We start from the raw sequence: 13,893 nt of genomic DNA, 5'->3' as shown, positions 1-13,893 counted from the left end.
GACTGCACGCGTCCTGCAACGGGGAGTGCTCACCCGCCAGCGGCTACCGGACCCGAGTCTGCCGCAACCGACCCGGCAAACCTCATTAGCAACGGATGACAGCAACGGCGCTGGACGGACCGACGCGGCAGCGGACGAGTAGAGCGCCGCGATCAGCAGTTGCCGACACTCCTGCACCGAGCCGGACAGTCCGGCCGAGGCTACGGATCAGGTGGTCAGCGCCGCCTGATCGCACAGCCATCCGGAGTGAAGGCTCACCCTTGACCTCAACCAGCCGCCGGCTCCGCCTCTCCGCGGGGATTGGTTGCTGGCTCTCCTGACCGAGGCGGGGCGTCTGCGGCGGCGATAGTGTCAGGGCTGCGCTGGAGGGGCGGACGCCAATCGAAGGCAAAGAGTCTGTTGTCGCGGGAAACCTCGGTGAATCGGTGGTCGGCTTGTAGCAGGTCCTCAGGGAAAGGCCTGTCCGTCCGCGAAGGGGTTGTCAAGCCGATAGATGGTGGCATCTTCTGGTGCGCACGGCAGCCAGCCCTGGATCACGAAGACACACGACACTCGCCGGTTCTTGCCCAGATTCGCAGAGGAGCGTCCAAAAAAGCCGTTGCCTGCCCGGGTGAGTTCATGGGTGGCGATCACCAGTTGCTCGCTCCCGTAAAGGGCGTCCATCACCTGGTCCAAGGAGCAGAAGCTGTCGTGGACCGCCACGACGGGCGCGAAGGGCTTGGCCCGCAGGTCGTACCGACTGCCGGCCTTCCCATTGAGGGCTACCCGCAACCGCTCGCCGGAGTTGACCCACCCGCCAATGGGAGGACCCATGCCCACGATGCGGTCTCCCTCCGCACCCGGCTCAGCGCGCCTCGGGAAGAACTCAAAGTTGATGGTGATGCCGCTCATGCACGAACAACTCATCAAGAGCCGTCTGGTGGTTGAGGTCATCAGTGCTGCGGAGCTTTCCCTGAAGGAGCCATCGGCATCGGGAAATCGCGTGTACCAGTCGTTGATCGTGGCGCGGCTGAGGACTGCGATGTCGCGCGTCGACTCCAGGAAGAAGTTGACCTTTGGTTCAGACCCGCGCATGGGTTCCTCGCGCGGAACAGCGGGCTCGGGGAAGAGGATCACTGTGGCGACCTCCCACGGGCAGCCTACGCGCTGGGCTCGCTAACCGCCATCGATGGGCTCTCCGCGCTGGATCTAAACCCAGCCATCCGGCCGCCGGCGCCGGGAAGGTTCATGAGCGGACACGAGCTGTGACCCACTCCCCTGCGACTAGCAGGCGTCTCGGGATCTCCGGGCGGTGATCCTCGCCTTCCAAACCGAAGCTCTCGCGGGCCAAGATCAGGGCGTCCACAGGGCGTGAGGGCGTCTCCAGGGCGTCAGACGCGAACCAATGATGACCGCCAACGCCCATAGACGGCCCTACATACGGCGAGGTCGCAGCCTTGATCGAGGCTGCGACCTGGTGGGCGACGGACGAGTCGACCTGTACGCCGGATTCTGTGACCGACGCGGCCCGAAGGCACGTCGGCGGCGGCCATCCATCTCGGCCTACCGTCGCCGGCAGGCTCCAGCGGCCTACCCGCAGACATCGGGCGGGCAGCCCTCGATCGTCTGCGCGGACCGTCATCTTGCGGTGACGACCCTTTCTTGGCCTTGCTCCGGGTGGGGTTTACCAAGCCATCCCGGTCACCCGGGATGCTGGTGGGCTCTTACCCCACCGTTTCACCCTTACCGTCCCGTTTAGGGCCGGCGGTCTGTTTTCTGTGGCACTGTCCCGCGGGTCACCCCGGGTTGCCGTTAGCAACCACCCTGCCCTGTGGAGTCCGGACGTTCCTCGGCAACGGGCCGCAGCCCGTCGACGCGGCCGCCCGGTCGACTCGTCCGTCGCGCTCTTCATCCTAACGACGGGGCCGGCCCGCCCATTTCCACCCCGGCCCGCCCGGCGACGGCCACCGCCCACGGGCGCCGGTCGGCGAGCCGAGCAGGAGCGGCCCGCGCACGACCGCTCCAGCCGCAGCACCTCCGCTACCAGTCAAACGTGAGCCGTTCGTTGAAGATCCGCTCCCCCGACGCCGGCTCCCGCAGCGGCTGCGTCGCGAGGGTCTTGCCGTTGGCGTCCAGCACGTGCAGGGTCACCTCCGCGCCCAGCGGCACGGTGAGGATCGCGAAGCCGGCGTACATCGGCGCTGCCGTGTGAATACCGACCCCGTCGGCCTCCACCTGGGTCGCGTTGTCCCGCACCGGTGCCACCAGCAGTTGATCGGTGAGGACGGCGTGCCCGCCGGCCCGGGCCGGCACGCGCCTCGTGCACCAGGTCCTGAGCCGTGTCGCGGCTACCGCTCAGCAGGTACGCGGTGCGCAGCAGGTCGGCGTAGCGGACCTCGACGAACTCGCGGAACTCGGGATCAGTCACCCCTCGGCCCCCGTCGTGACCCCGCACGGCACGCTCCCTCCGTCGACCCTTCGCCTGGCCCGACGCGGCAGGGTGCCGAAAGGTTGAGTCCCGCGGACGGCGGCCCGGAGGGCGACGTACTAGCCTCCCGTAACCATGGACCTCTCCGACGCCGCGCTGCTGGTCGCCGCCGGTCTCGCCGCAGGCACGGTGAACGCGGTGGCCGGGGGCGGTTCCCTCATCACCTTCCCGGCGCTGCTCGCGACCGGCCTGCCGCCGGTGCCGGCCAACGTCAGCAACTCGGTCTCGGTCTTCCCGGGCTACGTGGCGAGCGTCGCCGGCAGCCGGCAGGACCTGCCGCCCGGTCGAGAGCTGTGGAGGCTGCTGCCCACCGCCGTGCTCGGCACGGTCGTCGGCTGCGTGCTGCTGCTGGCCACCCCGGCGCGGGCGTTCGAGCTGGTGGTGCCGTTCCTGGTGCTGGGGGCGACCGCCGTGCTGGCCTTCCAGGATCCGCTGCGCCGGCTGGTCGGCCACCCGGCCCACCTCAGCCCGCGCCGCCGTACCCTCACCGTGCAGACCATGGTCGGGCTCGGCACGGTGTACGGCGGCTACTTCGGCGCGGCGCTCGGGGTGATGCTGGTGGCCGGCCTGGCCCTGGTGCTGGACGCGACGCTGGCCCGGGTGTCGGCCATCAAGAACCTGCTCTCGGCCGTGGTGGGGCTGACCACGCTGGTGGTGTTCGCGCTCTTCGGCCCGGTGGACTGGGCGGACGTCGCGGTGGTCGCGCCGGCCACCCTGGTCGGCGGGTACGCGGGCGCCCGGCTGGTCCGCCGGCTCCCGCCGGTGGTGCTGAAGACCCTCATCGTCGTGTTCGGCACCACCATCGGCCTCTACCTTCTCTGGCGCGCCCTGCGCTGACCCTCCCCGGACACCGAGCCGCCCCGGCGCGCAGCTGCGCCGGGGCGGTTCGACCAGGGGGGAGGACGGTCAGTACGCCTCGCCGACCGGCTCCTCCGGAGCGTGTTCGTTGCTCCGGGCGGCCGAGTTCCACCGGGACCAGAGCAGCCGCTCGCCGTAGCCGGCGGCCATCACGTGCGCGAAGGCGAGGTAGACCAGCACGCCCACGGCGAGCACCCCGAAGCCGACCCAGAACGGCAGGGCCAGGCCGTGCTCGGCGAGCTTGCCGGAGATGATCGGGGCCGGCGCGGCGGCGCCCCAGCGGACCAGGTTGAACGCGCCGGTGGCGACCCGCCGGTCGCTGGAGCCGAGGCCGAGCGCCAGGTCAGTGAGGTTGGCGTTGGCCAGGCCCATGAACAGGCCGGCGAGCACCAGCACCACGAGCGACATGGCGGTGCCGGTGGAGGTGGCGAAGAGGACCATGCAGACCAGCAGGCCGGCGATCGCGACGCCGACGGTCTGCACCGCGCCGATCCGGTGCGCCAGCCGGTGGCCGATCACCAGGATGCCGGCGGCCAGGCCGAGGCCCCAGCCGGTGAAGGCCAACCCCAGCGGGATGACGTCGAGGTGCAGGAAGAGCGGCGTGTAGCCGAGCACCACGAAGAAGACGAAGTTGTACGCGGCGGTGACCACGCAGAGGGTGATGAACGCCGGCTTGCGGTAGGTGGCGAAGATCGAGCCCACCTTCACCGGCGGCAGTTTGGTGGCGGGCTCGCGGAGCTTGCGGGACGCCACCGCGAGCGCCAGCACCATGAAGACGCCGCAAACGAAGAAGGGCAGCCGCCAGCTCGCCTCGCCGAGCAGGCCGCCGATCAGCGGGCCGACGGCGAAGCCGAGGCCGAGCGCGGTCTCGAAGAGGCCGACCACCCATTCCCGGTCGTTGGCGAGGTTGACCAGCACCACCATGGCGGTGGCGAAGAACATCGCGTTGCCCAGCCCCCAGACGCCGCGCAGCGCGGAGAGTTGCACGATGTCGTTGCTGAACGACGCGAGGATCGCGGCCAGGCCGACCACCGAGACGCCGGTGATCAGCACGGGTTTGAAGCCGAACTTCCCGCTGGCCAGGGTCGCCGGGATCATGCCGACCGCCATCACCGCGATGTACGCGGTGAACAGCAACTCGACCTGCCAGGCGGTGACCCCGATCGCCTCGCCGATGGCCGGCAGGATCGGGTCCACCACGGCGATGCCGGCGATGGCGAGGAAGGCCACCAGCGTGGTGGCGTAGATGGCACTGCGGTTGGGTTCGGATCGCCGATCCACTCCGCGCCTCCAGACAGATAGCTGTATCGTACAGGTAATTCGGTTGTATCATACAGCTATGAGGGACGACGACACGACGGGAACGGGTCGGGCAGAGGCCACACTCGGGCGGATCGAGACCGAGGTCGCGCTGCTCATGCGGCTGGGCGAGGCGACCCGGCGGGCCACGGGCACCGCCGAGCACCGGGTGCTGGACCGGGCTGCGTACGTGATCCTGCGGCACCTGGACAGCGCCGGCCCGCAGAACGTCTCGGCGCTGGCCGCGAAGCTGAACCTGGACGGCTCCACGGTCACCCGGCAGGTCTCCGCCATGCAGCGGGACGGCCTGATCGTGCGTACCCCGGACCCGGCCGACGGGCGCGGCACGGTGATCTCGCCCACCCCCGCCGGCCTGCAGCGGATGGCCGCCGTGCGGGGGGCCCGCACCCGGCTCTACGGCGACCTCCTGGCCGGCTGGACCGGCGACGACCGGGACACCCTCGCCGACCTGCTGCACCGGCTCAACGAGGCCCTGGACGCGCGCAACCGGCGCCGCTGACGGCGCCGGTTGGGGACCGAGTGTGAGGAGGGGCCCCCTGTACAACGCGAGGCGTTGACAGGGGGCCCCTGCTTTCAGGCGACCGGCTCCCGGGCGGAGTCCGCGTCGCGCTCGGGGCCGGGGGTGACCCGCGGGTCGCCCTCGTCGGCGAAGTAGTCGTCCGGGGTGGTGCCGTCCACCCCGTCGGCCACCTTCGCCGCCCGCAGCACCAGGGTGAGCAGCGCGGCGACGGCCAGGTTGACCAGCACCGCCACGATCCCGACGTAGATCGTCTTCGGGGTGTCGAAGCCGAACTTCTCCAGCGGGAACGCCGACCCGGCAAAGTGCTTCTTGCCGGTGGCCGGGTTGGCGACCTGGTAGAGCATCCACATGCCCAGGCCCATGCCGGCCACCCAGCCCGCGATCAGCGCGCCCCGGTGGAACCAGCGGGTGTAGAGGCCCAGCGCCACCGCCGGCAGCGTCTGGAGGATGATCACGCCGCCGATGAGCTGCAGGTCGATGGAGAACTGCGGGTCGAGGAAGACGATGCAGGCCACCGCGCCGACCTTCACCACCAGCGAGGTGATCTTCGAAACGTTCGCCTCCTGCGCCGGACTGGCGTCCCGCTTCAGGTACTCCTTGTAGATGTTGCGGGTGAACAGGTTGGCCGCCGCGATCGACATGATCGCCGCCGGCACCAGCGCGCCGATGCCGATGGCCGCGTACGCGACGCCCGCGAACCAGTCCGGGAACTGCTTGTCGAACAGCAGCGGCACCACCGTGTTGCCGTCGACGCTGCCGGCCTTGGCGCCGGGCAGCGGCTTCACGCCCGCCGCGATGGCCATGTAGCCGAGCAGCGCGATCAGCCCGAGCAGCAGGCTGTATGCCGGCAGCGCGGACATGTTCCGCTTGATCACGTCCCGGTTCTTGCTGGCCAGCACGCCGGTGATGCTGTGCGGGTAGAGGAACAGCGCCAGCGCCGAACCGAACGCCAGGGTGACGTACTGGAGTTGGTTGTTGGCGTTGAGCAGGATGCCGTCACCCGGTGCCGGACTCGCCTTGAACTTGGCGTCCGCCGCGTCGAAGATGTGGCCCCACCCGCCCAGCTTGTACGGCAGGTAGAAGACCGCCACCAGGATCACGATGTAGATCAGCGAGTCCTTGACGAACGCGATCAGCGCCGGCGCGCGCAGCCCGGACTGGTACGTGTACGCCGCCAGGATCGCGAACGCGATGATGATCGGCAGGTGCCGGGCGAGCGCGCTCTCCCCGGTCACGCCCATCGTCTTGAGCACCGCCTCGATGCCGACCAGCTGCAGGGCGATGTACGGCATGGTGGCCACGATGCCGGTGATCGCGACCAGCAGCGCCAGGATCGGCGAGTCGAAGCGGTTGCGGACGAAGTCGGCCGGGGTGACGAAGCCGTGCCGGTGCGACACCGACCAGAGCCGGCAGAGCACCAGGAACACCAGCGGGTAGATGACGATCGTGTACGGCACGGCGAAGAAGCCCGCCGCACCGGCCCCGAAGATCAGCGCCGGCACCGCCACGAACGTGTACGCGGTGTAGAGATCACCGCCGACCAGGAACCAGGTGATCCAGCCGCCGAAGCTGCGGCCGCCCAGCCCCCACTCGTCGAGGTGCGCCATATCGCGCGGCGCCCGCCACCGGGCCGCCACGAAACCCATCGCGCTGACCAGCAGGAAGAGGATCGCGAAGACGATGATCTCGGTCAGGTGGTCACGCCACATCACCGATCACCCCGCTTCTTGGTCATCTGGTAGACCAGCGTGGTGGTCGCCACGCCGAGGATGATCCAGGCCAGTTGCAGCCAGTAGAAACGCGGAAACCCGAACAGCCGGGGTGAGTCAGCGTTGAAGAAGGCCGGGATCAGCGGCACCACGATCGGTATGAAGAGCAACCAGTTCCAGGGACTGTGGTCCTTCGCCCTGGATCGCGCCGTTGCCGGCGCCTCCGGTTCTGGTGCAGCCATGTGACACACCTCCGGGAAGTCGTAACTTGCCATGTGACGGCCGGAGGCTACGACCCTGTGAACGCGGTCACGTTCGGCTGGACGACCCCGATGCGCCGAGCGGCCACCCACGTGCGCCGAACGGCGATCAACGGGCGGCCGGACCAGCGAACTCAGAGGTCGGCGAGGTGCGCGGTGTCGTTCACCGAGCGGACCGCGACGCCGCCATCCGGGTACAGGTCCAGCACCGAGATGCCGGCGGTGTCCAGGTAGAGGCGGTGCAGGAAGGCGTCGCCGGCCGCCAGGGCGTCCCGCAGCACCAGCTTGATCGGCGAGACGTGGGAGACCACCACGACGGTCTCCCCGGGGTACGCCGAGCGCAGCCGCTCCACCGCGCGGCCGGTCCGCTCGGCGACCACGGCGAACGACTCGCCCTCGGGCGGGGCGATGCGGGTGGAGGCGAGCCAGGCGTCCAACTCCCCCGCCCAGCCCTCGCGTACCTCGGCGAAGGTGCGCCCCTCCCAGGCCCCGAAGTCGCACTCGATCAGGTCGTCGTCGGGGCGTACCGGGGGGTTGCCGACCAGTGCGGCGATCGCCTCGGCGGTCGCCGTACACCGGGACAGCGGCGAGCTGACCACGGCCGCGGCCGATGGCGCCAGGGCGGCCACCCGGGCGGCGGTGGTCCGGGCCTGGGCCCGGCCCCGGTCGGTCAACGGAACGTCGGCGCGGCCCGAGTAGCGCTTCTGCACGGTCCGCTCGGTCTCCCCGTGCCGGACCAGGATCAGCCGGGTGGCCTCCTCGGTGGGACGCGGCTCCCAGGAGGCGGGCGTGGTGGCCGGGTCGGTGCCGGTGGCCCGGCCGGTGGCGGCCCGGGCGGCCACCTCGCGGGCGGCGGCGCGGGCGGCCGAGTCGGGGCCGGCCACCTCGCGCGGCGGCTCCACGATCCGCGGCGACTCCACGGCCGGGCGGGCCGGGGCCTTGCCGGCGGCGGCGTCCATCGCCGCGTTGGCCAGCGCGTCGGCGTGCTTGTTGCGCTCCCGGGGCACCCAGCTGAACCGTACGCTGGCGAACCGGCCGACCAGGTCGGCCGCCTGCGCGGCGAGCGGCCGCAGCCCCGGGTGCTTGATCTGCCAGCGGCCGCACATCTGCTCGACCACCAGCTTGGAGTCCATCCGCGCCTCGACCTCGACCGCGCCCAACTCGGCGGCGGCCTCCAGCCCGGCGATCAGGCCCCGGTACTCGGCGACGTTGTTGGTGGTCGTGCCGATCGCCGCGGAGCGTTCGACCAGCACCTCGCCGGTCTCCGGGTCCCGGACCACCGCGCCGTAGCCGGCCGGCCCCGGGTTGCCCCGGGACCCGCCGTCGGCCTCCACCACGACCGCGCGCACCGCCACGACGGCTACAGCCCCGACTCGGTGGTCCGGACCATGATCCGCCGGCAATCCTCGCAGCGGACCACCTCGTCCGGGGCGGCCTTGCGGATCCGGGCCAGGTCCGCGCCGGAGAGTTCCAGCCGGCAGCCGCCGCAGCGGGCTGCGGTGAGCAGCGCCGCGCCGAGGCCGGTGTCCTCGCGGATCCGGTCGTAGAGGGCGACCAGGTCGGCGGGGAGGTCACCGGCGAGCGGCTGGCGGGCGCCGCGCTTGAACTCCTCCTCCTTGGCGATCTCGGCCAGGCTCTCCGCGCGGCGCTGCTCGGCGGCGGCGCGCCGGTCCCGGGCCTCGGCGATCCGCCGCTCGACGCCGTCGAGCACACCCTGCGCGGTCTCCCGCTGCTCCATCAGCTCCAGCTCGGCGTCCTCCAGGTCGCCCTGCCGGCGGTTCAGCGAGACCAGCTCGTGCTGGATCGCCTCCAGCTCCCGGGCCGGGCCGCTGCCGGAGGCCAGCCGCGCCTCGTCCTTGCTCTTGCGGGCCCGGACCTGGTCGATGTCCTTCTCCAGCCGGGCGATGTCCCGGTCCAGGTCGTCGACGGCCACCTGGGCGCGGACCCGCTCGTCCTCGAGCGCGGAGAGCTCCCGGGCGAGCGCCTCCAGCTCGGCCAGCTCCGGCAACGTCCGGCGGCGGTGGGCGAGCTGGGCCAGGGCGGTGTCGAGCGCCTGCAGGTCGAGCAGGCGGCGCTGCACCTTCGGGTCAGCCTTCACGGTCGGGGCTCCTTGTCGTCCGGTCGGGGTGCGGCGGCGTGCACGGTCCACGGGTCGGTGTCCAGGTCGGACACCACGGTCTGGACGCCCAGCTCGTCCCGCAGGTGGGCGGCCAGGTCGTCCAACCAGGGTCGTTCGGTCGCCCAGTGGGCGGCGTCCAGCAGGGCGGGGCCGCCGGCGGCGAGGTGCTCACCGGCGGGGTGGTGGCGCAGGTCGGCGGTGAGGAACGCGTCCACCCCGGCGGCGGTGGCCTCGGTGAGGAAGCTGTCCCCCGAGCCACCGCTGACGGCGAGGGTACGAACCATACGCCCGGGATCCCCGGCGGCGCGAACTCCCCAGGCGGTGACGGGGAGCACGGCGGCGGCCTGGCGGGTCAGCTCGGCCAGGGTCATCGGGGTGGGCAGCTCGCCGATCCGGCCGATGCCCCGCCCGGGGCCGTCGGCCGGCGAGCCGGGGCGCGGGTGGTGCAGTGGGCGCAGCCCGGTCAGCCCGAACCGGGCGGCCAGGGCGTCGGAGACGCCGGGGTCGGCCACGTCGGCGTTGGTGTGCGCCACGTACAGCGCGACGTCCGCCTTGATCAACCGATGGACGATCCGGCCCTTGTACGTGGTCGCGGCGACCGAGGAGACGCCCCGCAGCAGCAGCGGGTGGTGCGCGACGATCATGTCGGCCCCGACGGCGAGCGCCTCGTCCACCGTCTCCGGCACCACGTCGATCACGCAGGCGACCCGGCGCACCGGGGTGGCGGGCTCGCCGAGCACCAGGCCGACCCGGTCCCACTCGTCGGCCCAGGCGGGCGGGTAGCGGCGGTCCAGCGCGGCCACCACGTCGGCGACCGTGCGCGGGGATCCGGTTGTGCTCACGGCCGGCCAGCTTACCGGCGTCGGGGCCCGCTCAGGGCTCGGGACGGAAGCACCACCCGGCGGGTTAGCCGTCGTCGGCGGGTCGGTGGTTGCCACGCCGGCCCCGATCGCCGGCTGGCCGGACGGGCCGGCGGGGGCGGGCCCGCCGGCCCGTCCGGGGCCGCTCAGCCGACCGGGGCGACCGGGTGCCACGTGCCGCGCAGCGCCGCGAGGCCGACCGCCCAGGGGAAGGCGTCCAGGTGCCGCTCTCCGGTGCCGGGCGGGTGCAGCGGTACGACGTCGTCGCCGAAGATCACCCGCACGCCCCACTCCCGCAGCCGGGCCACGCCGGCGAGGAACGCCGGGTGGGCGGCCATCGCCGAGTTGGTGTACGGGACCGCCGCGATCGGCACCCCGAGACCCTGCGCCTCGACCAGCAGTCCCAGGGCGAGCGTGTCGGTGATGCCGGCCGCCCACTTGTTGACCGTGTTGACCGTCGCCGGGCAGACCAGCATGGCGTCCGCCGGGGGCAGCACGTCCGGGTCGCCCGGGTTCTTGTAGTGGGTGCGTACCGGGTGACCGGTCTGCCGGGCCAGCGCCGTCCGGTCGACGAACTTCGCGCCGTCCGGCGTGGTGACCACGCAGACGTCCCAGCCCTCGGGCTGGGCGAGGTCGACCAGCCGGCCCACGTGACGGGCCAGCGGCGAACCGCAGGCGATGACGTAGAGCACCCGACGGTGCCCGTTGCTGGCGTGCGGACCGCTCATCCGACCGGCGCCGCCGCGCTCATACTCCGACTCCCATGTGCTCAGCCAACTCCGCAATCGGGGGAGGCGGCGCACCACGGGTGCGACGGAGCACGTCCGACATCACCTCGTGGGCGATCGGCCGGCAGCGGATCTCGGACGGGGCGAGGCGGTCACCGCGCAGCAGCATCTCCCCGGCGTTCGCGACGTCGCCGATCTGGGCGAAGCCCCGGGCGATGTCGAGCAGGTGGTGCGCGCGGCGCTCGGGCAGCAGGGCGTTGAACGCCGGGTCGGCGATGCGGTGGTGGGTCTCCACCGCCCGGCCGCCGTCACCCAGCTCGACCGCGGCGGCGGCCCGGTGCAGCTCCAGGTTGGTCGGGCCGAAGGAGGTCCAGTAGTGGTTCTGGTCGCCGCCGAGCAGGGTGGCCGCCTCCTTGGCGCCGCTGAGCAGGTCGTCGACGGTGGCGGAGTCGCCGATCCGGGCGGCGGCCATCGCGCCCTGGAGCAGCAGCATGCCGTAGACGGAGAGGCGTTCCGGGGTGACGTCGTTGCCGCCGCCGGGGGCGAGCCGGTTGGCGATCCGCACGTTGAGTTCGAGCGCCGGGCGGGGCCGGCCCATCGCGACGAGCGCGTTGCAGACCCGGGTGGTGGCGATGCCGGCCAGCAGGGGGTCGTCGGCCCGCTGGGCGACCGCCATCGAGCGGTCCGCGGCCAGCCAGGCCAGGTCGCACTCGCCGAGCTTGCGCAGCACCGAGGAAGCGATCTGGTAGACCTGCCCGAGCAGGTGGGCCGCCTCCCGGGCCTGATCGGCGCCGTAGCCGGCGTCAGCGGCCTGGGCGTCGCGCAGCAGCTTGGGCAGCGCCCGGGTGAGCATGCCGTACCGGCCGTACTGGTAGGTGAGCCAGGCGTGGCTGACCGCCTTGCGCATGTCGGCCAGCGGCGGGGGGTAGGGCGCCGCGTCGAAGTACGCACTCATCGAGTCGTACCGCTCCAGCGCGGCCCGGATCTCCTCCACCTCGACCTGGTCGATGCAGTTGAGGGCGTCGGTACGCCGCTCCGGATCCTTGCCGAGCAGGAGTTGGACGTCGACCTGGAGGATGTCGGCGATCTCGTAGACGACGGAGAACTTGTCCAGCCGCCGTACGCCGCGCTCGACCTTGTCCACCCAGCTCTTCGACTTGCCGAGCCGGTCGGCGAAGACCTGTTGGGACATCTTGCGCCGGCCGCGCCAGTATGCCACCCGACGGCCTATGGGTAAGTCGTCCATCTTGCACCCTCCCCCTGCCCGCGCGTCTGGCTGATCCCCCCGGTCGACCACCGCAGCAGTCCGTCAGTTTCAGATTTGTCCTGGTCGCACAGTCTGTGCGTCACCCATACGGCCAGTCCTCGTAGTTTCCGTGCAAGTTGCATCAGCCGTTCGTCAACTCAACGAACATGGGTTACGGCGGTGACGGCGCTCGAAGTGTTACGTGTGGACGGTCCGGTGAGGACACGAGGGGATGGCGGACATGTGGGGCGATGTCGGACCGCGCGTGGCTCACCTGTCGCCTCTGGAGCGGGTCCGGCTGCGCCGGGTGGCCATCCGGTACGCGGTCCACGGCTGGGAGGTCACCCCGGGCGCCTGCCTGGCCGACCACCGCTTCGTGTGCGGCCGGGCCGGCTGTCCGACCATCGGCTGCCATCCGGCGCTGGAGGACTGGGAGCACGCGGCGAGCGCCGACCCGGCCCGGGTGGCCACCTGGTGGCGGGACCGACCACACGGGGTGCTGCTGCCCACCGGGCGCTCGTTCGACGTGCTGGAGGTCGCCGCGCACCTCGGTCGGCGGGTGCTGGACGCCGTCGCGACCCATCCCGCCGGATTCGGCGTACGTGGGCCGGTCCTGGTCACCCCGACCGGACGCTGGATGTTCCTGGTCCGCCCGGGCGACCCGCTCCGGCCGGAGCTGGAGCACTGCTTCCACGTGGTCCGGCACGGCCCCGGCTCGTGGATCGCGGCGCCGCCGACCCGGCTGCCGGAGGGGACGGTGCGCTGGGCGGTCGCCCCGGAGCAGGCCCGCTGGCAGCTCCCCGACTCCTACCTGGTGCAGAACGCGCTGATCGCGGCGTTACGGGCGGCCGGGATCAGGCTCATCCCCGAACTGCTGCCCGGCCAACTCCCGCTCCCCCGGCGCGGGTGCTGACCGACGGCCGGGCGACAGCGACCTCCCCGGCGCCGCACTCGTTGAACCCGGTGAGGGCGCGCTCGCGCCAGAGCGGGGGTTGACCATGTCCAGGGACGACGGGGCCCGCCACACCGGCGGCACCGAACCTCCGTGGCACCACCGCCGCCCGCGCCGCTGGGCCGGCACCCGGCCCTGGTTCACCCGTCCCGGCCGCCCCCGCCCCACCGGCTCCCGCCCGGCCATCCTCCACCGCCCCCTCCGCTGACCACCACAGCGGCGGTCGGTCAGCCAGGGGGTGCGGGCGCGGAGGAGGTGGGCGTCGTCGGTGACGACCGCGGTGCAGATGGGCGGTGGGGAGGCGAGCGCGCGGTACGCCCCGGCCCAGGCGTCGGCGTCCGGAGCAGGGCGGACCCGGGCGGCGAGGGCCGCGACGTCACGTTTCGGTCGCCGGAGTGCTGTTCGCGCCGTTCGACGCACAGGGAACTTAAGCCACGGATGAGCCCTCACTGAGGTCGTCCGACCGGAAGATCCGCGGTGCCGTCCGGGCCGGCGAAAGTAGCGGGAGGAGCGGCGCGTGACCCGCCGCCGTTGCGGGTAAGCCGCCGAACCGCTGAAGCCGTGAGGGGAAGGCACCGCCATGCTCAGCAAAGAGGATCAGCGTAGGTTCGAGCAGATCACCCGCCAGCTGCGGGAGAGCGACCCGCAGTTCTTCGCCCGGCTCGACTCCCGGGCCCGGGCCCGCCGTGGCCGGTACCTGATGCTGTTGACGATCGTGCTGTGGGCCTCGCTGCCGGCGATGACCGTACTCGCCGGCCGGCTGGCCGGCGCGATCTGCGCCATGGTGCTGCTGGCCAACGCCGGCTTGATGTGGCGATTCCGGAGGCGCTGGCTGTGACCGTGCCGGCGCGCGG

14 protein-coding genes and 1 other RNA gene are annotated in these 13,893 nt (G+C 72.0%); 4 read left to right on the top strand and 11 right to left on the bottom strand.

Going from position 1 to position 13,893, the window contains the following annotated elements; translation table 11 throughout:
• Nucleotides 1-447 precede the first annotated feature (447 nt).
• The 3 genes from ACFYOS_RS33635 to ACFYOS_RS33625 form a co-directional block, all read right to left on the bottom strand.
• Complete coding sequence (locus ACFYOS_RS33635) at nt 448-1,116, bottom strand: hypothetical protein (protein ID WP_387150468.1); 669 nt, start codon at nt 1,114-1,116, stop codon at nt 448-450.
• A gap of 348 nt (nt 1,117-1,464) precedes the next feature.
• Nucleotides 1,465-1,874, bottom strand: an RNA gene (gene rnpB, locus ACFYOS_RS33630) — RNase P RNA component class A.
• Between the two features lie 145 nt (nt 1,875-2,019).
• Complete coding sequence (locus tag ACFYOS_RS33625; protein ID WP_387150465.1) at nt 2,020-2,292, bottom strand: hypothetical protein; 273 nt, start codon at nt 2,290-2,292, stop codon at nt 2,020-2,022.
• Nucleotides 2,293-2,542: 250 nt separating this feature from the next.
• Here ACFYOS_RS33625 and ACFYOS_RS33620 point away from each other — a divergent pair, with 250 nt between their 5' ends.
• Nucleotides 2,543-3,304, top strand: coding sequence for a sulfite exporter TauE/SafE family protein (locus ACFYOS_RS33620; protein ID WP_387150463.1), 762 nt, complete (start codon nt 2,543-2,545; stop codon nt 3,302-3,304).
• A gap of 69 nt (nt 3,305-3,373) precedes the next feature.
• Here ACFYOS_RS33620 and ACFYOS_RS33615 read toward each other — a convergent pair whose 3' ends face one another.
• Nucleotides 3,374-4,606, bottom strand: coding sequence for an MFS transporter (locus ACFYOS_RS33615; protein ID WP_387150460.1), 1,233 nt, complete (start codon nt 4,604-4,606; stop codon nt 3,374-3,376).
• Between the two features lie 58 nt (nt 4,607-4,664).
• Between ACFYOS_RS33615 and ACFYOS_RS33610 the strand changes: the two genes are divergently transcribed.
• The gene (locus tag ACFYOS_RS33610) at nt 4,665-5,144 is read left to right on the top strand and encodes a MarR family winged helix-turn-helix transcriptional regulator (RefSeq protein ID WP_387150457.1); all 480 of its coding nucleotides are present in this window, start codon (nt 4,665-4,667) and stop codon (nt 5,142-5,144) included.
• A 74-nt stretch (nt 5,145-5,218) separates the two neighbouring features.
• On the opposite strand, the gene mctP is transcribed toward ACFYOS_RS33610, so the two are convergent.
• From mctP to ACFYOS_RS33575, 7 genes are all read right to left on the bottom strand, one after another.
• Entirely contained in the window at nt 5,219-6,874 is a 1,656-nt protein-coding gene (gene mctP, locus ACFYOS_RS33605; protein ID WP_387150454.1) for a monocarboxylate uptake permease MctP, read from the bottom strand.
• Nucleotides 6,874-7,116, bottom strand: coding sequence for a DUF3311 domain-containing protein (locus ACFYOS_RS33600; protein WP_387150452.1), 243 nt, complete (start codon nt 7,114-7,116; stop codon nt 6,874-6,876). Before ACFYOS_RS33600 ends, mctP begins: the two co-directional genes overlap by 1 nt.
• Before the next feature lie 152 nt (nt 7,117-7,268).
• A complete protein-coding gene (locus ACFYOS_RS33595) occupies nt 7,269-8,489 on the bottom strand; it encodes a bifunctional RNase H/acid phosphatase (protein ID WP_387150449.1) in 1,221 nt (406 codons plus the stop codon).
• A 5-nt stretch (nt 8,490-8,494) separates the two neighbouring features.
• Nucleotides 8,495-9,232, bottom strand: coding sequence for a zinc ribbon domain-containing protein (locus ACFYOS_RS33590; protein ID WP_387150446.1), 738 nt, complete (start codon nt 9,230-9,232; stop codon nt 8,495-8,497).
• Nucleotides 9,229-10,059 (bottom strand): Nif3-like dinuclear metal center hexameric protein, encoded by an 831-nt coding sequence (locus ACFYOS_RS33585; protein WP_387150474.1) that lies wholly within the window; start codon nt 10,057-10,059, stop codon nt 9,229-9,231. The genes ACFYOS_RS33590 and ACFYOS_RS33585 overlap by 4 nt, the downstream gene beginning before the upstream one ends.
• Nucleotides 10,060-10,259: 200 nt before the next feature.
• Nucleotides 10,260-10,841, bottom strand: coding sequence for a flavoprotein (locus ACFYOS_RS33580; RefSeq protein ID WP_387150443.1), 582 nt, complete (start codon nt 10,839-10,841; stop codon nt 10,260-10,262).
• Nucleotides 10,842-10,860: 19 nt separating this feature from the next.
• Nucleotides 10,861-12,087, bottom strand: a complete 1,227-nt coding sequence (locus ACFYOS_RS33575) for a helix-turn-helix domain-containing protein (RefSeq protein WP_387150440.1) — start codon at nt 12,085-12,087, stop codon at nt 10,861-10,863.
• A 241-nt stretch (nt 12,088-12,328) separates the two neighbouring features.
• Between ACFYOS_RS33575 and ACFYOS_RS33570 the strand changes: the two genes are divergently transcribed.
• Nucleotides 12,329-13,000 (top strand): bifunctional DNA primase/polymerase, encoded by a 672-nt coding sequence (locus ACFYOS_RS33570; protein WP_387150471.1) that lies wholly within the window; start codon nt 12,329-12,331, stop codon nt 12,998-13,000.
• 619 nt (nt 13,001-13,619) lie between these two features.
• Nucleotides 13,620-13,877: a DUF3040 domain-containing protein gene (locus tag ACFYOS_RS33565; protein WP_387150438.1), complete on the top strand. Its 258-nt coding sequence runs from the start codon at nt 13,620-13,622 to the stop codon at nt 13,875-13,877.
• Nucleotides 13,878-13,893: the final 16 nt, after the last annotated feature.

This window comes from Micromonospora sp. NPDC005806 (assembly GCF_042871425.1).
Lineage (GTDB): Bacteria > Actinomycetota > Actinomycetes > Mycobacteriales > Micromonosporaceae > Micromonospora.
The sequence above is the reverse complement of the archived record's forward strand: the minus strand, read 5'-3'. Positions and strand labels throughout refer to the sequence as shown.